This window comes from Zongyangia sp. (assembly GCF_965361945.1).
This window is the reverse complement of the sequence record NZ_CBDTOK010000107.1, coordinates 1-14,753: the sequence shown is the minus strand read 5'-3', so window position 1 is coordinate 14,753 and position 14,753 is coordinate 1. Positions and strand designations below refer to the sequence as shown.

The 14,753-nt window shown below is 46.0% G+C and carries 20 protein-coding genes; 3 read left to right on the top strand and 17 right to left on the bottom strand.

Annotation, left to right across the window (positions count from 1 at the left end; genetic code table 11):
* Positions 1-18 precede the first annotated feature (18 nt).
* From ACZ25G_RS07185 to iolC, 16 genes are all read right to left on the bottom strand, one after another.
* The gene (locus ACZ25G_RS07185; protein WP_342681377.1) at positions 19-534 is read right to left on the bottom strand and encodes a divergent PAP2 family protein; all 516 of its coding nucleotides are present in this window, start codon (positions 532-534) and stop codon (positions 19-21) included.
* A 13-nt stretch (positions 535-547) separates the two neighbouring features.
* On the bottom strand, positions 548-1,438 hold the full coding sequence (locus ACZ25G_RS07180; protein ID WP_463681995.1) for a polyprenyl synthetase family protein: 891 nt from the start codon (positions 1,436-1,438) through the stop codon (positions 548-550).
* Positions 1,439-1,464: 26 nt separating this feature from the next.
* Complete coding sequence (xseB, locus tag ACZ25G_RS07175; RefSeq protein ID WP_191509946.1) at positions 1,465-1,695, bottom strand: exodeoxyribonuclease VII small subunit; 231 nt, start codon at positions 1,693-1,695, stop codon at positions 1,465-1,467.
* Positions 1,670-2,905 (bottom strand): exodeoxyribonuclease VII large subunit, encoded by a 1,236-nt coding sequence (gene xseA / locus ACZ25G_RS07170; protein ID WP_463681994.1) that lies wholly within the window; start codon positions 2,903-2,905, stop codon positions 1,670-1,672. The genes xseB and xseA overlap by 26 nt, the downstream gene beginning before the upstream one ends.
* The gene (locus ACZ25G_RS07165) at positions 2,902-3,840 is read right to left on the bottom strand and encodes a peptidase M22 (RefSeq protein ID WP_463681993.1); all 939 of its coding nucleotides are present in this window, start codon (positions 3,838-3,840) and stop codon (positions 2,902-2,904) included. Before ACZ25G_RS07165 ends, xseA begins: the two co-directional genes overlap by 4 nt.
* Complete coding sequence (gene nusB, locus ACZ25G_RS07160; protein WP_191509949.1) at positions 3,837-4,262, bottom strand: transcription antitermination factor NusB; 426 nt, start codon at positions 4,260-4,262, stop codon at positions 3,837-3,839. The genes ACZ25G_RS07165 and nusB overlap by 4 nt, the downstream gene beginning before the upstream one ends.
* Positions 4,263-4,445: 183 nt before the next feature.
* Complete coding sequence (locus tag ACZ25G_RS07155) at positions 4,446-4,811, bottom strand: Asp23/Gls24 family envelope stress response protein (protein WP_191509950.1); 366 nt, start codon at positions 4,809-4,811, stop codon at positions 4,446-4,448.
* Between the two features lie 131 nt (positions 4,812-4,942).
* Entirely contained in the window at positions 4,943-5,482 is a 540-nt protein-coding gene (locus ACZ25G_RS07150; RefSeq protein WP_463681992.1) for a SpoIIIAH-like family protein, read from the bottom strand.
* 82 nt (positions 5,483-5,564) lie between these two features.
* Complete coding sequence (locus tag ACZ25G_RS07145; protein ID WP_463681991.1) at positions 5,565-6,152, bottom strand: hypothetical protein; 588 nt, start codon at positions 6,150-6,152, stop codon at positions 5,565-5,567.
* A 1-nt stretch (position 6,153) separates the two neighbouring features.
* Positions 6,154-6,579, bottom strand: a complete 426-nt coding sequence (locus tag ACZ25G_RS07140) for a stage III sporulation protein AF (RefSeq protein WP_463682019.1) — start codon at positions 6,577-6,579, stop codon at positions 6,154-6,156.
* Positions 6,580-6,650: 71 nt separating this feature from the next.
* On the bottom strand, positions 6,651-7,805 hold the full coding sequence (locus ACZ25G_RS07135) for a stage III sporulation protein AE (protein ID WP_463681990.1): 1,155 nt from the start codon (positions 7,803-7,805) through the stop codon (positions 6,651-6,653).
* A 30-nt stretch (positions 7,806-7,835) separates the two neighbouring features.
* On the bottom strand, positions 7,836-8,225 hold the full coding sequence (locus ACZ25G_RS07130; protein WP_191509955.1) for a SpoIIIAC/SpoIIIAD family protein: 390 nt from the start codon (positions 8,223-8,225) through the stop codon (positions 7,836-7,838).
* Positions 8,222-8,416 carry a stage III sporulation protein AC gene (gene spoIIIAC, locus ACZ25G_RS07125; RefSeq protein WP_191509956.1) on the bottom strand — a complete coding sequence of 65 codons (195 nt, stop codon included), beginning with the start codon at positions 8,414-8,416 and terminating at the stop codon, positions 8,222-8,224. Before spoIIIAC ends, ACZ25G_RS07130 begins: the two co-directional genes overlap by 4 nt.
* A 32-nt stretch (positions 8,417-8,448) precedes the next feature.
* Complete coding sequence (locus ACZ25G_RS07120; RefSeq protein WP_463681989.1) at positions 8,449-8,943, bottom strand: stage III sporulation protein AB; 495 nt, start codon at positions 8,941-8,943, stop codon at positions 8,449-8,451.
* A complete protein-coding gene (locus ACZ25G_RS07115; protein WP_463681988.1) occupies positions 8,864-9,901 on the bottom strand; it encodes an ATPase, T2SS/T4P/T4SS family in 1,038 nt (345 codons plus the stop codon). Before ACZ25G_RS07115 ends, ACZ25G_RS07120 begins: the two co-directional genes overlap by 80 nt.
* 177 nt (positions 9,902-10,078) lie before the next feature.
* On the bottom strand, positions 10,079-11,113 hold the full coding sequence (iolC, locus tag ACZ25G_RS07110) for a 5-dehydro-2-deoxygluconokinase (RefSeq protein WP_463682018.1): 1,035 nt from the start codon (positions 11,111-11,113) through the stop codon (positions 10,079-10,081).
* Between the two features lie 203 nt (positions 11,114-11,316).
* Here iolC and ACZ25G_RS07105 point away from each other — a divergent pair, with 203 nt between their 5' ends.
* The 3 genes from ACZ25G_RS07105 (at position 11,317) to ACZ25G_RS07095 (ending at position 14,248) form a co-directional block, all read left to right on the top strand.
* Complete coding sequence (locus ACZ25G_RS07105; RefSeq protein ID WP_342681368.1) at positions 11,317-12,075, top strand: DeoR/GlpR family DNA-binding transcription regulator; 759 nt, start codon at positions 11,317-11,319, stop codon at positions 12,073-12,075.
* 153 nt (positions 12,076-12,228) lie between these two features.
* On the top strand, positions 12,229-12,966 hold the full coding sequence (gene ymfI / locus ACZ25G_RS07100; protein ID WP_191510671.1) for an elongation factor P 5-aminopentanone reductase: 738 nt from the start codon (positions 12,229-12,231) through the stop codon (positions 12,964-12,966).
* A gap of 106 nt (positions 12,967-13,072) precedes the next feature.
* On the top strand, positions 13,073-14,248 hold the full coding sequence (locus tag ACZ25G_RS07095) for an ROK family transcriptional regulator (protein ID WP_463681987.1): 1,176 nt from the start codon (positions 13,073-13,075) through the stop codon (positions 14,246-14,248).
* A 128-nt stretch (positions 14,249-14,376) separates the two neighbouring features.
* Here the strand turns inward: ACZ25G_RS07095 and ACZ25G_RS07090 are convergent.
* The coding region (locus ACZ25G_RS07090; protein WP_463681986.1) for a hypothetical protein at positions 14,377-14,753 on the bottom strand (377 nt) is incomplete at its 5' end.

The following is a 14,753-nucleotide window of genomic DNA, read 5'->3' as shown; positions in this document are numbered from 1 at the left end:
TTCCTTCATTCCTACTACTTAAGATACCGGCATTAATATGGCGATCAGCACTCCTAAGAGCGCACCTGCCAACACCTCCAGTGGTGTATGCCCAATAAACTCCTTGAGAAGTTTATCTTCATCCTCCAGCTCTAACTCTTCGTCATCAATATCGTCTGCCATTTCTTTGGTAAATTTTATGACGTCGCCATTACCAAATTTCTTAAAGTCGAAAACAATCTTATTGATGACTTTGGCATGCTCGCCAGCTGCTCGGCGCACCCCCATGGCATCATACATAACAATAGCCGCCAATATAAAGGCTACGGCAAACAGTGGAGACGCAAACCCATAGGCTCGCGCAACAGCAACCGTTAGTCCAGCTACCGTAGATGAATGGGAGCTCGGCATACCGCCAGAACCCACCAATCGTTCCAGCACCAGTTCTTTGGTGTTGATTAGAGTAAAGAGGGTTTTCAACAGTTGGGCAACAAGCCAGGACAGTAGAGCCGCATTGAGTACATAATTGCTAAATAGCTGATTGAGTACGCCCATGATTCTCTCCTTATTATTTTTGTCTGTGTGCCAGCATGTCCGTCAGCTCATAGAGGAAAGTATCGCTGGTTCCCCATTCATCTAAAATGTCTTTTGCCTCTCGTGAGAGCTTTTCTACCTCGCCTTGCGCCTGCGCAAGACCCATCAAAGTAACAAAGGTAGATTTCTCATTTTCTTCATCACTGCCAATGGGCTTGCCCAGTATTTCAGCCGAGCTCACTACATCCAGAATATCATCTACAATCTGAAACGCAAGCCCTATCTTTTCGGCGTATGTTCCCGCCAGACCCATCTGCTCTTCTGAGCCGTTGCCGGCCAAACATCCCAACTGTGTCCCTGCTTTGAGCAGCGCACCAGTTTTCAAGCTATACATCTGGGTAATATGCGCCAGATCTGTCTTCTTTCCTTCGCTCTCTAGATCGATAACCTGGCCGCCAATCATGCCCAACACGCCTGCCGCCTGTGACAAAATGGAGACCGCTTTTACAATATTTTCTGTCCCCACGACCTGCTTGTCCGATTTTGCAAGGGTTTCAAAAGCCAAAGTCAACAGTCCATCCCCTGCCAGCAGTGCATTTGCTTCCCCAAACTGGATATGGCAGGATGGACGTCCACGTCGCATGTCGTCGTTGTCCATACAGGGCAGGTCGTCATGGATCAGAGAATAGGTATGCACCATCTCTAAAGCACTTGCAAAAGCCAGTGCCGCCTGTGGGTCTCCTCCACACTGCCGGCAAAATTCTAATACAAGCACCGGACGAATTCTTTTTCCTCCAGCCGTAATGCTGTATTTCATGGCCTGCATCACATGCTGCTGCAGACAGTTGTCATCTGGAAGATAAGATATAATTGCCCGATCCACCATCTCGCCATAGAGAGACAGCCTTTCTTCTAACAAACCCATAACCTTCTCCTCTATTCAAGCCGTGCTCATGCCTCAGTGTCTTCCGGTATATTTTTCTCCCCATCCACTGGAACTGTTAGTTTTTCCACACGTAATTTTGCCTGTTCCAAAGTGTCGTTGCAAAAAGTAATCAGGGATACACCTTCCTCAAACAATTTAAGAGAATCGTCCAAAGGCGCCTCATTCTTTTCCAGAAGGGAAACAATCTCCTCCAAACGCTGCATTGCGTTTTCAAAGGTCTGTTTTTTCTTTGGCATCTGCTTTCTCCTCCTGCTGATAAACTCGGATCACTTGGGCATCCACATAGCCTTTGCCCAACCGGATATTAATGGTATCCCCACTCAGTAGCTGTTCACTTTTTTTGACAATTTCCCCATGCCTGAAAACAACGCTATATCCTCTTGAAAGAATATCCAAAGGATTGTAGGAATTTAAAAGCGCCGCCTGGGATTTCAGCTGCTGCTCATGTTTATTCATCATTGACTGCATATTTTTACATAATGATTGTACCAAAAAATCAAGTTGTTGTCTATTTTTATCAACCAAAAAAGAGGGGGACCTTATACATTCTTTTTGTGAAATTTGTTCAAGCTGCTGCTGACATTTTGCCAGTTTTCCTTCGATGCACCCGTAAATACGCACCTCAGCATTGGCCAGTTGATAAGCGAGATCTACCTGGCTGGGAGAAACCAACTCCGCTGCCGCCGAAGGGGTCGGCGCCCGCATATCTGCGACAAAGTCGGCAATCGTGAAGTCCGTTTCATGGCCTACGGCAGACACCACCGGCGTCTTGCAGGCAAAGATAGCGCGGGCCAACGCCTCGTCGTTAAAAGGCCACAAATCCTCGATGCTGCCGCCACCTCTACCGATAATGATGACATCTACCTTACCCCACCGGTCCATAAGGTTCAGCGCCTGGATCAAATCTCCTGCTGCATCCTCTCCCTGTACCTTGGCCGGCGCCAAAACCAGCCGGCACAGTGGGTACCGCCGACCCAGCACATTACGGATATCCTGCAGCACAGCTCCCGTTTCCGAAGTGATGACCCCAACCCGCTGAGGGAAAGCTGGCAATGGCTTTTTCCAGCGCTGGTCAAATAGGCCCTCCTTTTCCAACTTTTCCTTCAGCTGCTCATAGGCTAGATAGAGTGCGCCCTTGCCCACCGGCTGCATGTCGTATACATACAGCTGATAGACGCCGTCCCGTTCGAAAACGCCTACATCCCCCTTGACGATCACCTTCATGCCATTTTCAGGACGAAAACGCACTTGGGAGGCATATCCGCGAAACATGACAGCCTTGATTGCGCAATGGGCATCCTTGAGGGTAAAGTAGAAATGGCCCGACTTTAGGTGATTGACAAAATTTGAGATTTCGCCCTCCACCAATAAGCCTGTCAGATTAGGATCCTCGTCAAATTTGCTCTTAATATAACGGTTGAGCATGGAAATTGTGAGTACGTTCATTGATTCACCGCCTTCATGGAGGCCAAAATTGCCGTACCGCAGGCGTTGTCACTGGAAAATTCCGGCGCCGCAAAATAAGCGCCAAACTTTTTCTCCATCGCCTTCCGAATGATCGAGTTGGACATAACTCCACCAGCACAGAGAATGGGAAGATCTCCTTGTTGGGCGAGGACCGCCTCTGTCATTCCCATTACGGCCGTTTTCACCGATTCGATACAATAACGAGCAATGTATTCTGCCGGCGCCTTTTTTTCTACCAACTGCGCACATTGATTTTCAATTCCTGAAAGGCAGCAATCCATTCCTTTTAATGTTGCCCGCACCTGAATTTTGTCGGCACACTGCAGTGCCATTTCTTCCAGCTTCGGTCCTGCTGGAAAGGGCAATCCCAGCTGGTGCCCTACCCTGTCGATGGCTTGACCCGCCTTTAAATCTAGGCTGGAGGCGAGCAAAGTGATCTGAAAAACATGCACTGGGTCAGGCTGAACCAGAAGGCATTCTGTTGTTCCGCCTGAGACATGAAACGCAATAAATTTTTTCTTCGTCAGATAAGTCTGACCAGATGAAAAAATAGCGGCCATCACATGTCCCGCTTGATGGGAAAAGGAAGATATAGGGATATCCTGGGAAGTCCCAATTGCAGCCGCCGCCATTTCACCCACTAGAAAGCAGGGCATATAAGAACCCTCTACATCTCTCGGACGGGAAGAAAAACCGATTCCTGTAATGGAAGGGCGTATACGAGCAAAAAGCCGGGCAAAAATGTCCGGCAGTTGCTTGACGTGATGAAAAACAGCGTCGCTCTGTCGTAATCCCACACGCCCCGGCTCCACAGGAAGAAGTTTTTTCTCTCCCAGTATCTCTCGGGTCTCTGTATTATAAAGGGCGGCAGATGTAGTATAGTTGCTGGTATCAATACCTAAAAACCAACTCATTGCTCCACTTTTTCCTCTTTCATCTGCTCTAAATCTTTTGCCACCGCACCCAGCACTCCATTAACAAAGGAGGCGTCATCCTCTGTGGCATATTTCTTGGCAAGCTCCACTGCCTCATTAATAGAAACGCTCACCGGAATATCCTCCAGATACAACATTTCGCTGATGGACATCCGGAGGATCGCCAAGGATACCTTCACAATGCGGTCCAGCTTCCATTTTGTAGAATATTTCTCGATCACTCCATCCACCTGCTCAAGATGGTCATAGGCCTGCTGGGCCAAAGCATAGGAGAACTTGTCTACCACAAAATCTCTTCCCGCTTGTGCGTTTGCAATAATGTTATCCAACGTATCGCTTTGATTAAAAGACTTTTCAAATACTAGGATGAAAGCCTGTTCTCTTGCCTCACTTCTTGTCATAATAAACTCCAATCTGCCGCTGCACCGGCAAGGAATTTGAACGCCTAAAATACGACGTCAATTGCGCTCATACTTTTTTGTTTTAGTCTATTTTACCATAAATGAACCTATGAATCCACAGGTTTTATGATTCTTTTAGATAAAGAAAAAGTCCTCTGCCATCAAGGCCGAGGACTCAGAAAATCACTCTGCACTACTTTCGTCAAACACAATACCTGTCACCACAACATTTACCTTGGAAACGGTGATACCAGTCATATTCTGAACTGACTCTTTCACACTGGACTGGATAGCTTCCGCCACCTGCGGCACCTTAGCACCAAATTTCAGGTTAACATTGAGATCAATAACAGCAATATCGTCGTTGAGCTCTATCCGTATGGATTTTCCCTTAGAAGGATTGACCAAGCCTTTGATGGGGGTTGTGGAAAAGGGCGCCAGAGACGCTACACCCTCCACCTCTGTGGCGGCGAACTTTGCAATGGTCGCCAATACATCCTCCGATATTTTCAGGCTCCCGATCGCCTCTTTATAAGGTCTTTGTTCCATAGCTGCGGCCTCCTTTTATTTTGCGCGGTTCTTCCCCTCCAAAGCGGCGCAAACCGTGGTAATCTCCTCAATGATCCGCTGCCCTTACAGGGTCTTTGAAGTTATTATACCACAAAAAAAGAATTTCACAACTATTTGACCTCAACTATGGAAATATTTTCTACCGGCACTTCCGTTTCCTGGAGGAGTATTTCTTTAATCTGAGCCGCCTCATTTTCCAGCAGGCCATCAGTCTTGACAATGACGTTGGCTTTATCTCCATCGATGTAGGCAATACAGTCGTCAAAACCTTTGGCCTTGATTAAGTTTTCAATGCGGCTTTCCGTCTCAATGGCGCTTGCAATTTCAGACGCCTGGGCGGAAAGGGTCTCTTTCTGGGCTTCTTCAATCCCCTCATCGGAAATCATCGACTGGATTGTTTCCACCGCTTCATCCCGAGTTTTCTGGCGGCTGAGTTTCGCTTCGGCAAAATAGGTGTCGCTATCGCTCTCTACTCCGGTCTGGTTGTCAACATATTGAGCGTCGCCATAATTCTTAGTTTCAGACTCAGTCTGGTTGGTCACAACCAGGTCGTTTCCATTAGAAAACTGCCAATTGAGGTAAATGGCAATGCCCAGCACTAAAATGAGGGATGCCAGGATAATCTGTCTTTTGCCAATAATCATGTTCATAGTTCTTCCTCCTGTTGTCTGCAAAATTTCTATCTTTCTCGTCCCCGGTTCCATGCGACCTGGGACGCTAAGCCATAGTAAATTATTCTTCCAGCTTGGTGACACAAACCTTGGATGACGAAATATCAAGAGCTACGGTGACTGCATCAATCACCCTCTGCTGAACACCTATATCATCCCCGCCTTCACATACCACCACAACCCCCTTTACCGTAGGTTCCAGCTGTTTTTGTATCAAAGCCTGCTTTTGTCCATTTTCATCCTCTATTAGGATGAGACTGCTTTCTCTGACATCCTTGATCTGCGTCTTTTTGGAGTTGTCAGTTCCAACGTCCTCTGTACGATCCAGGCTGTCTTTCGTTTCGCTGGCATATACATACTCCTCAGAACTCGCTAGGGTGACCATGACCTGATTTTCCCCCACCCCTTGAATGGAGGATACGATTTGGGTGATCTCCTCTTCCAGATCACTGGTATAGTCTGCCATCACCACCTGGGTACTCTGTTGTGTTGGCTGGGGCTCCTTGCTCTGTTTGCTGCCGCATTCTGAAAGCAAGATCATCAAAATCCCGACTAGGCCCAGAAGCACGATAATTTTCACCTTGGCATCCTTTCCAAAAAGCCTGCCCAGTGTGTCTTTTAACTTTGGGAATTTCTTTACAAAATCCACCTCAATACACTTCCTCTACATAGGTGATCTCTGGCTTTTTTCCTAAATCTGTTTCAATTTGACGGCTGATGGCCTGATCCTGAGAAATAAATTCATTGGGAAGCAGAATCTCTATTTGATTCATTAATATGCCGGACTTGTCGTCTACATTCATGTTTATCTCGATTTTGGATTCCTCCACCCCATAACTCTTTAGAATGGACTCAATGTGAGAGCGGATGGTATCTTCCATCGTTTTTTGAAGCTGGCTGTTGATGGTTTCTTCCAAATTTCCAGCATATTCTCCAGATCTTTCTTCCAATTCTCCTGTCAAATTGTCATCAAACTGGATATTACCAAAAGCGAACGGCATGATGAGGCAGCAAAGCATGAAGAGTGAAATGGTCATCTTGAAAATTTTAGCTAAGTTCTTTGCCGGTGCCAACATATACATTAGAGAGCCCGCGACCATACAGCAGCACAGAGAAAAAGCCCATTCCCTTACCATGTCCATTCCAATTACCCCCCTGTTCCCAGCAGCATCATGATGGTTGTTGTTATTATAATGAGCATCATAAAACAAAGGATTATTGCCAAAATAATGCCAAGAACACTGGAAGTGGCTTTGAGCACCGGGGTTACTCCTCCTACCCCTAGAAATTCGGCCACAACCTGAGAGATTTTCGTAACCAGCAGCCAAGAAATGCTCTCGATAAGCAGGGGAAGAAATGTCATGACCGCTATGATAATTCCGTAGGCTCCTACCGATGTTTTCAACAACTTTACGCAGCTTTGCACCGAGCCCAGCGCGTCAGAGAGGGCTCCACCCACAACAGGAACCACACTGCTAATGAGAAATTTGGTGGCTTTGAGGGAGACGGTGTCAGCGCTGGATGCCACAATCCCCTGGATGGAAAGAATACCGACAAATACGGTGAGAAGTCCTCCTAAAGACCAGCAGATAAGGGATTTTAAACTGTCCGCTATTTTATCCAACCGAAATTCAGTGTTCATGGATGACGTAATGGCAATTGCAAGGTAAATCCCCAAAAAGGGGACCAATGTCCTGGAAACGATGACAGAAACCAGCTCCGCTGCCCAGAACAAAAAGACCTGATAAGAGGTGGCTGTAACAATCTGGCCTCCCGCTGTCATCACACCGGACAGCACAGGAACAAAACTGATTAAAAAGTTAGAGCAGTCAAAAATTGTCTTTCCTGTTTTAGAAATACAGTCGATCACCGGTGTGATGACAGCGGCACAGATGCAGAGGATAGAAACCACCTGGAATACTTCCTTGAGCTTGTCCTTGGCCATAGACTGCTTTAGTGCATTCATTAGGGCGCAGAGCACAATGATTCCGACAACAATGGCCAAAAGTTTTACTGGCCGGGCAATCATCGCTTGAACCTGATCTATAAAATAAGGAATAAATTCTTTTGGAGACAGGGAGAGGATTTTCTGGAAGGAGATGGTGTCCAGTCCCAGGTCATAAAGGGATTCCTTGACCTGCTCCGGAGCATTTTCAATAAGCTCGTCCGCTCCGCTGGCTTCCAGTTGTTCCTCAAACTGCTCCTGCAATGTGCTTTCTCCCGACGCATTAGAGCCGCTTACAGCAGAGACTGGCATGCACAGCAGCAGAAGACACAGGAGAAACATCAGTATCTTTTTCATGTTCATCCCTCATTTTTCACATCTGTCGAATCAAGCGTTGATCAGCTGAGAAGCGATGGAAAGCAGTACGTTAAACAGTGGGAGGCTGATGAGTAGTACCGCTACCCTTCCCGCAATCTCAATTTTGGAGGCAATGGCTGTCTGTCCGGCGTCAATACAGGCATCACTGGCAAGCTGGGTGACAAAGCAGATCCCCAGGGCTTTAAAAAGAATGCTGGTATACTCGAACTCTACATTGATATTGGAAAATAGAGAACGAATTTGGTCAAAAATGGGCAGGGCCTCTACCAGAACCATTAAAAAAACCGTAACGCCTACGGCAAGTCCCACGCCGATGGCGTATTCCGGCTTGTACTGCTTGAGCAAAACTGCCAGCACCATCCCAACGATGCCCATTCCGATCACAGTTATTACATTCATAGTCCAAACACCGATTTCACCACTTCAAACAGATTGCTGATTTCATAAACAATCATCATAAGCACTACAATAAGTCCTGCCAAAGTGGTCATCATGGCCTGTTCTTCCCTTCCTGAACGTATCAGTACCTGATTGAGCACGGCTACAATGATGCCGATGGCCGCAATTTTAAAAATCAAATCCACATCCATCTGTTTTGCCTCCCATCATTTTTTCGTCCTTATCAAAAGGTCACCAGCACAATAAATACGCCTGTCAGAAGGCCAAGGGTCCGATATAGGCTGCCATTGCGTTTTCTCTCTTCCCGGGCGGCAGCCAAGGACTGTCCTATCTTCTTGTCCGCTAAGGAAAAAATAGCCAGCTGGCCCTCTACATCGGTGGAACCCAGCCGTTCTCCTAGTTCGTATAAAGGCAGCATATCCACACCCTTCAAGGACAATGCTGCCGCAGCAATATCCAAGGCTTCTTTCCAGGCTTCTGGAAAGGCGTGCCCCTGCTTCATCAGCTCCAGGCACTTGCCGGGGAAAATAATATGCGCTGCAGCCGTTGTGTCAGACAGCTCTTCCAGCAGCACATCCAATGCCGGCATGGTATATCTGAGCTGTGTTGCCATCAGTCTCAAAAAGGTGATAATATTTTCAAGCTGGGTGACCCGCCGGGTCAGGGACAGTGAGGCCCTGTGTCCAGCATAGGCGCCAGCCACGATAATGAAGATCATTCCCATGGTCTTGATCATCCTTCTCACCTGCTCGATAAAGAGAACTCACCCTGCCTGGACGGGAGGAATCGCCTAAAAAGCACAGGGTGGAAAATGCACCGGTTTCCATAAGGGGTAACATCTGCCGGCGGGAGAACAGTTCCTCAATGGAGCCACTGTGAACCGTGGCTATGATGGCAACGCCGGCATACATGCTGGCCAGAAGCCCGTCCACATCGTTTTTATCTCCGATCTCATCACAGAGGATCAGGTCCGGCGAAAGAGTCCTAATTGCTTGGAGCATTGCTTCCCCTTTCGGGTAGCCGCTGAGGACATCACAGCTGTATCCCAGATGGTTTTGCATCGCCCCGCCGCTCATAGCGGCAATCTCTCCCCGTTCGTCGATAACCGTGATCTTATAAAAACGTCCTAGGCTTCCGTCTGACAGCCTGCGTGCCAGGTCCCGCAGTACGGTTGTCTTACCGCTTCCTGGCACACCGGCAATCAAGGTTCCGGATGGACTTTCTCCCAGCAAATGGATAAGCTCGTCCGCGGCGCCATAAATTTCCCGGGCAATTCGAATATTCAGGGAGGATATTTCCCGAACTCCGCTGATCTGGCCGTTTTCGCTGACACAGGTGCCGCAGATGCCCACCCGATGTCCCCCGGAAAGGGTAATAAATCCCCGTTTCATATCCTCCTGATGGGCATGAACACTATATCCGCAAACACTTCGGAAGCATTCCGCAAGTGTAGTTCTATCTATGATGACGCATCCTTTCGGTGGATGTTCGGCGAGACCACCTTCCGTTGTCAGAAAGGCCTGCCGACCGCCAAGACATAAATGTAATGGGAGGTCATTTCGTATCCGGATTTCGTACACCTGTTTTTTGATCTGTACCGGCAGTGATAACAAAAGCTCTCGGAGCTCTATCGGAAATATTCCAACGGCTTGGTCAAATTTCTGATCTGTCCTCATCTGTTCCAATTTTTCACCTTCTTTGCTCTATTCTTATGAGGCCACGGGACAAGATATGCCCCAACGATGCGAGAACTTTTCTGCCTTTTGTTGTCTTGTGGGCACAAAAAAGCCCTGAGCAGATGAAAAAGCTATCTGCTCAGGGCTTTTTATCTTTTCTGTATACCGGCCTAGAATTTATCCACGGGCCACCATTTCTCCATATTCTTCTTTTTCCTTACGGATGAACTCCTGAATTGCCTCCGCGCTTGGCATATCCGCAGAACAGGCATGGCTCGCGATCAGCATAGCCGCGGACGCGCTGCCAAATTCCAGTGCATCGATAACCGGCTTACCCTCCAGAAGGCTGTAGATAAATGCAGAGGCATACCCATCGCCTCCCCCAAAACCTTTGAGGCTTTTCACTGGGAAAGGTTTGATCGTAAAGCTCTGTCCATCGCAGGTATAAGCGGTGGAACCTTCCTTGCCATGCTTGATAATGACGATCTTGTTGCCATATCCGATCCAACGAGCGGCCGTTTCCTTGTCATCGCTGTTCTTGGCAATCAGGCCTTCCATGAGATCGAATTCCTCACGGGATCCTAAGAGGATGTCGCTGTGGCGGCCCACCAGGGAATAATAAATAGCCAGCTCGTCTTTGCTCTTCCAGTTATAGGGACGATAATCTATGTCAAAAATAATGACAGTGTTATTTTTCTTTGCAAACTCTACCGCTTTGAGCACTGCCTCCCTGGAGGGAGATTGGCACAACGCTGTACCAGAAATGACCACAGCCTTAGCGCTAGCTATGTATTCCTCGCTTACATCGTCGGTGGTCAACATGAGATCCGCCGCCTGATTGCGGTACATCAAGATGCTGCTTTCGGTAGGGCTGAGGATTTCTGTAAAAGTAAGCCCCATCTTTTCCCCATGTCTCGCCCGGCAGATTCCACTGGTATCAATGCCCTCATTCTCAAAATAATGGGTCACATAGTCTCCAAAACGATCATCGGAAACCATGCCGATAAATCCAACCTTTTTGCCGAGTCTTGCAAGTCCAACTGCAATGTTGGCAGGCGAACCTCCCACATATTTTTTAAATGTGGTGCTTTCCTCCAATGTACGGTTGTAATCCACCGGATTGAGATCCACCGTAGCACGACCAATGGGAATGACATCAATAGGTCTCGTTGAGTCAAAAAATACATATTGTTTTGCATTCTGTTCGCTCATTACCGTCACCTCATAATTATATTCTGAATATTTCTTGGATTTATCTATAATTTCCATTTTGATTATATCACATTCTTTTCATGAGTCAACCATCTATTCCCTTTAGCCGATAATATTTTGAGTAAATGATTGATTTTGTTTTGTATCTCTGTTATACTAGTTAATATAAATTAAGAAAATTGGGAAGTCGGTGAGTAAGCTTTATGAAAATCAAACGTATTGACGAAATGCAAAAATATATTTTGCAAAACACCTCTGTCACCATCGACAAGCTTTGTGAAGAATTTGGCGTCTCAAAAAATACGATTCGCCGGGACATTGACGAATTATGCGCATCCGGTATTATCAAAAAAGTATATGGCGGTGTTACCGCTATCGTGAAAGCGCCAACTTCTTTTGAAGAGCGTGGTAACGAAAACAGCGACCAAAAGCATCGCATCGGCAAGGCAGCAGCCAAATTGGTGGAAAAGGACGACAGCATTTTCATCGATTCCGGTACTACCACCTTCCAGATGGTACCTTATCTCTCGGAATGTGGTGGGATTAATGTTTTCACCAATAATATCAAAGCTGTATTTGCCGCTTATCCCATTGAAAGCATCCATCTTTATTCCCTGCCCGGCACCCTCAACCGCAAAACCAATTCTCTCATGGGTGCAGATACCACCAAGGCTATTGAAAAATACAACATTAACAAGGCGTTTTTGGCTTCTACGGGCCTGACCTTTGAATCCGGTGTCACAAACTCTGAACAGATGGAGTACGATATTAAGCGTGCTGTTATCGAAAAAAGTACCAAAACCTATCTTCTCATCGATTCCACCAAGTTTGGCAAGGTTTCTCTTATTACCTTTGCCTCTATCGGTGATTTTGACGCGGTCATTACCGATAAAATGCCTGCCCAAGAATATGTGGACTTACTGAAGGAAAATAATGTAGAATTAATCATTGCTGATGAGTAATAATCAGCGCCTCTATAATATTTTCTGGATTGGCGCCGCAGTCATTTTGACTGTGGCGTCGCTTTATATAGAATACTATCCTTATATTCACTCTTCTTCTCTTTTTTCTCATCCAAAGATCGTATATAATAAAATAAAAACGGGAGAAATAAGATGAAGCATGTAGCATTGATTACCGGTGCATCGGGTGGAATCGGCAGCAGTACATCACAGGTGCTGGCCGCCCAAGGGTTTCAAATAGCAGTCCACTATCATCAGGGGGAAGACCGCGCCCATCAGTTGTGCAAAACCCTATCAAAGCAAGGTTATGTAGCAAAGCCATTTGTTGCTGATATCACAGATCAGCAACAGGTTTTCCAAATGGTATCACAGATTGCAGAAGAAATGGGAGATATTGATCTACTTGTCAACAATGCAGGTATTGCGCAGCAAAAACTCTTTTCCGATATTTCGGAAGAGGATTGGGATACCATGTTTGCGGTGAATGTAAAAGGGATGTTTCACTGTATCCAAGCCGTACTTCCCCGGATGATTCATTACAAAAGAGGAAAAATTATCAATCTTTCGTCGATTTGGGGCATGGTAGGCGCTTCTTGCGAAGTGCACTATTCCGCTGCGAAGGCGGCTATCATTGGGATGACAAAGGCTTTGGCAAAAGAAGTAGGTCCTTCCGGAATCCAGGTGAACTGTGTCGCCCCTGGTGTGATCGACACCCCAATGAATGCGCAGCTTGATGCTACAGCTCTGGATGCGCTGGTCGAAGAAACTCCTTTGGAGCGATTAGGCACCCCATTGGATGTCGCCCATATGATCGCCTATCTCGCTTCTCCACAAGCTGATTTTATTACTGGTCAAGTTTTTAGCCCCAATGGTGGTTTTGTAATTGTGTAATAAAAAGAATTTAGATCAAATTTTTTCGTTAATTTTTGCATCTTTGTCCCATTAATGGTATAATGTTTATATTATCTTTCGATTTATGGGCAAAGAGGTGGATGGCATGGCCAAGGCAAAAGGAGAAAATAACCGTCATCTAAAATATCGAAACCGCGGTTTAATATTAAAACTCATCTGTACTGAAAAAAATATTTCTCGTATTGATCTTTCCCGAATGACGGGATTAACCAAAATGACGGTGACCAATATTACGGGTGAACTGATCCAACAGGGCTATATTGTAGAGGGAAGCCAAGGACAAAACAGCAATGTTGGACGAAATCCAATTATCTTGGACCTTTCCCCCAATGCGCCAAAAGTCCTAGGAATCCATATGGGAAGGGATCATTGTAGCGCTGTTTTGGTGGATCTAAGGATGCGCACCTTGCAGCGAAAAACGATTCCTCTTGGCAGTGAGGAAACAGGCGAAACCATTATTGAAAAGGTTTTTCAACTGACCGATGAAATGACTAACTGGGAAAATAATATCCTTGGCTGCGGGATATCCGCAGTTGGCCCACTTGATGTAGAAAATAAAATGATTCTCAATCCACCCAATTATTTTGGTATTCAGAATCTTCCTATTGGAGATATCCTCTCTGAACGCTATTGCATGGATGTTTTTATCGACAATGATACCAATGGTTCGGCTTTGGCTGAAAAGCTGTATGGCAGTGGAAAGGGCTACAGCAATTTTCTCTATGTTGGTATTGACAACGGAATCGGATCAGGCATTATTACGGATGATGTTCTCTATCAGGATAATAGCGGTATGGTAGGAGAATTCGGCCATGTCATCATCAACTATGATGGGGAGCTTTGCTCTTGTGGCAACAGAGGATGTCTGGAAGCCTATGCCAGCATTCCCATCATAGAAAAAAGGCTACAGAAAGTAACCGGTAAAAAACTTGGATTCACGGCCTTTTGCCAGTTGCATGAGGATCCACTGGTCCATGAAATTCTCTGTGATATGGCTGATAAAATCGCTTGTGCTCTAACCGGTGTAGTTAATATGCTCAATCCCAGTGCTATTTTTATAGGACATTGCGGAGCGCTGTTAAATGATATCTATATTCAGCGTATAGAAGATCGGGTAAATGCTATGAAGCTTTCCGGAAATTACCAAACCGTTCGTGTACAAAAATCATTTTTTGGCGAGGATGCTCCTCTGTTCGGTAGTGCTTGTATTGTTCTTAATCGCCTCTTTGACGGAAAAATTCTGGCCCATCTTGATGCATAAATAAACTATAAGAAGGCCGATCATTTTAAACGGTCTTAGATTGAACAAGGCTCCGCAGATTTTTCTGCGGAGCCTTGTTTCTTATTGTTATCTTTATCAATATCAAATTTTTAATGGATACTTTTTGGCTATAGTCTTCTTCTAATTCTTTGATCAATATGAACTTTCCTACTGCGAAGAGAATAACGCTGGCGCACATTTCTCCGCACGACAGCTCGGATAACAAACAATGCGATGACCAAAAGCAACAAGAAAGCCAGCAATCCAAGCCCAATGATTAAGAATATTTGAGAACCGCTCTTCGGTGTCTCCCTAGCCATACTCATATTAGCGTTAATATGACTTTTGGTTTCCAGGGCAAAATCTAAAGGCTCATTGGGCATACAGTCTACCCCGTCCTTGAGTTGTATGGTAAAACCTGCCTGGATTTCCTGATCCAGCAGATAATATTCTGGCACATGGATTTTTACCTGCACATCGTCTTCGGTGAGATGGTTATGAATCA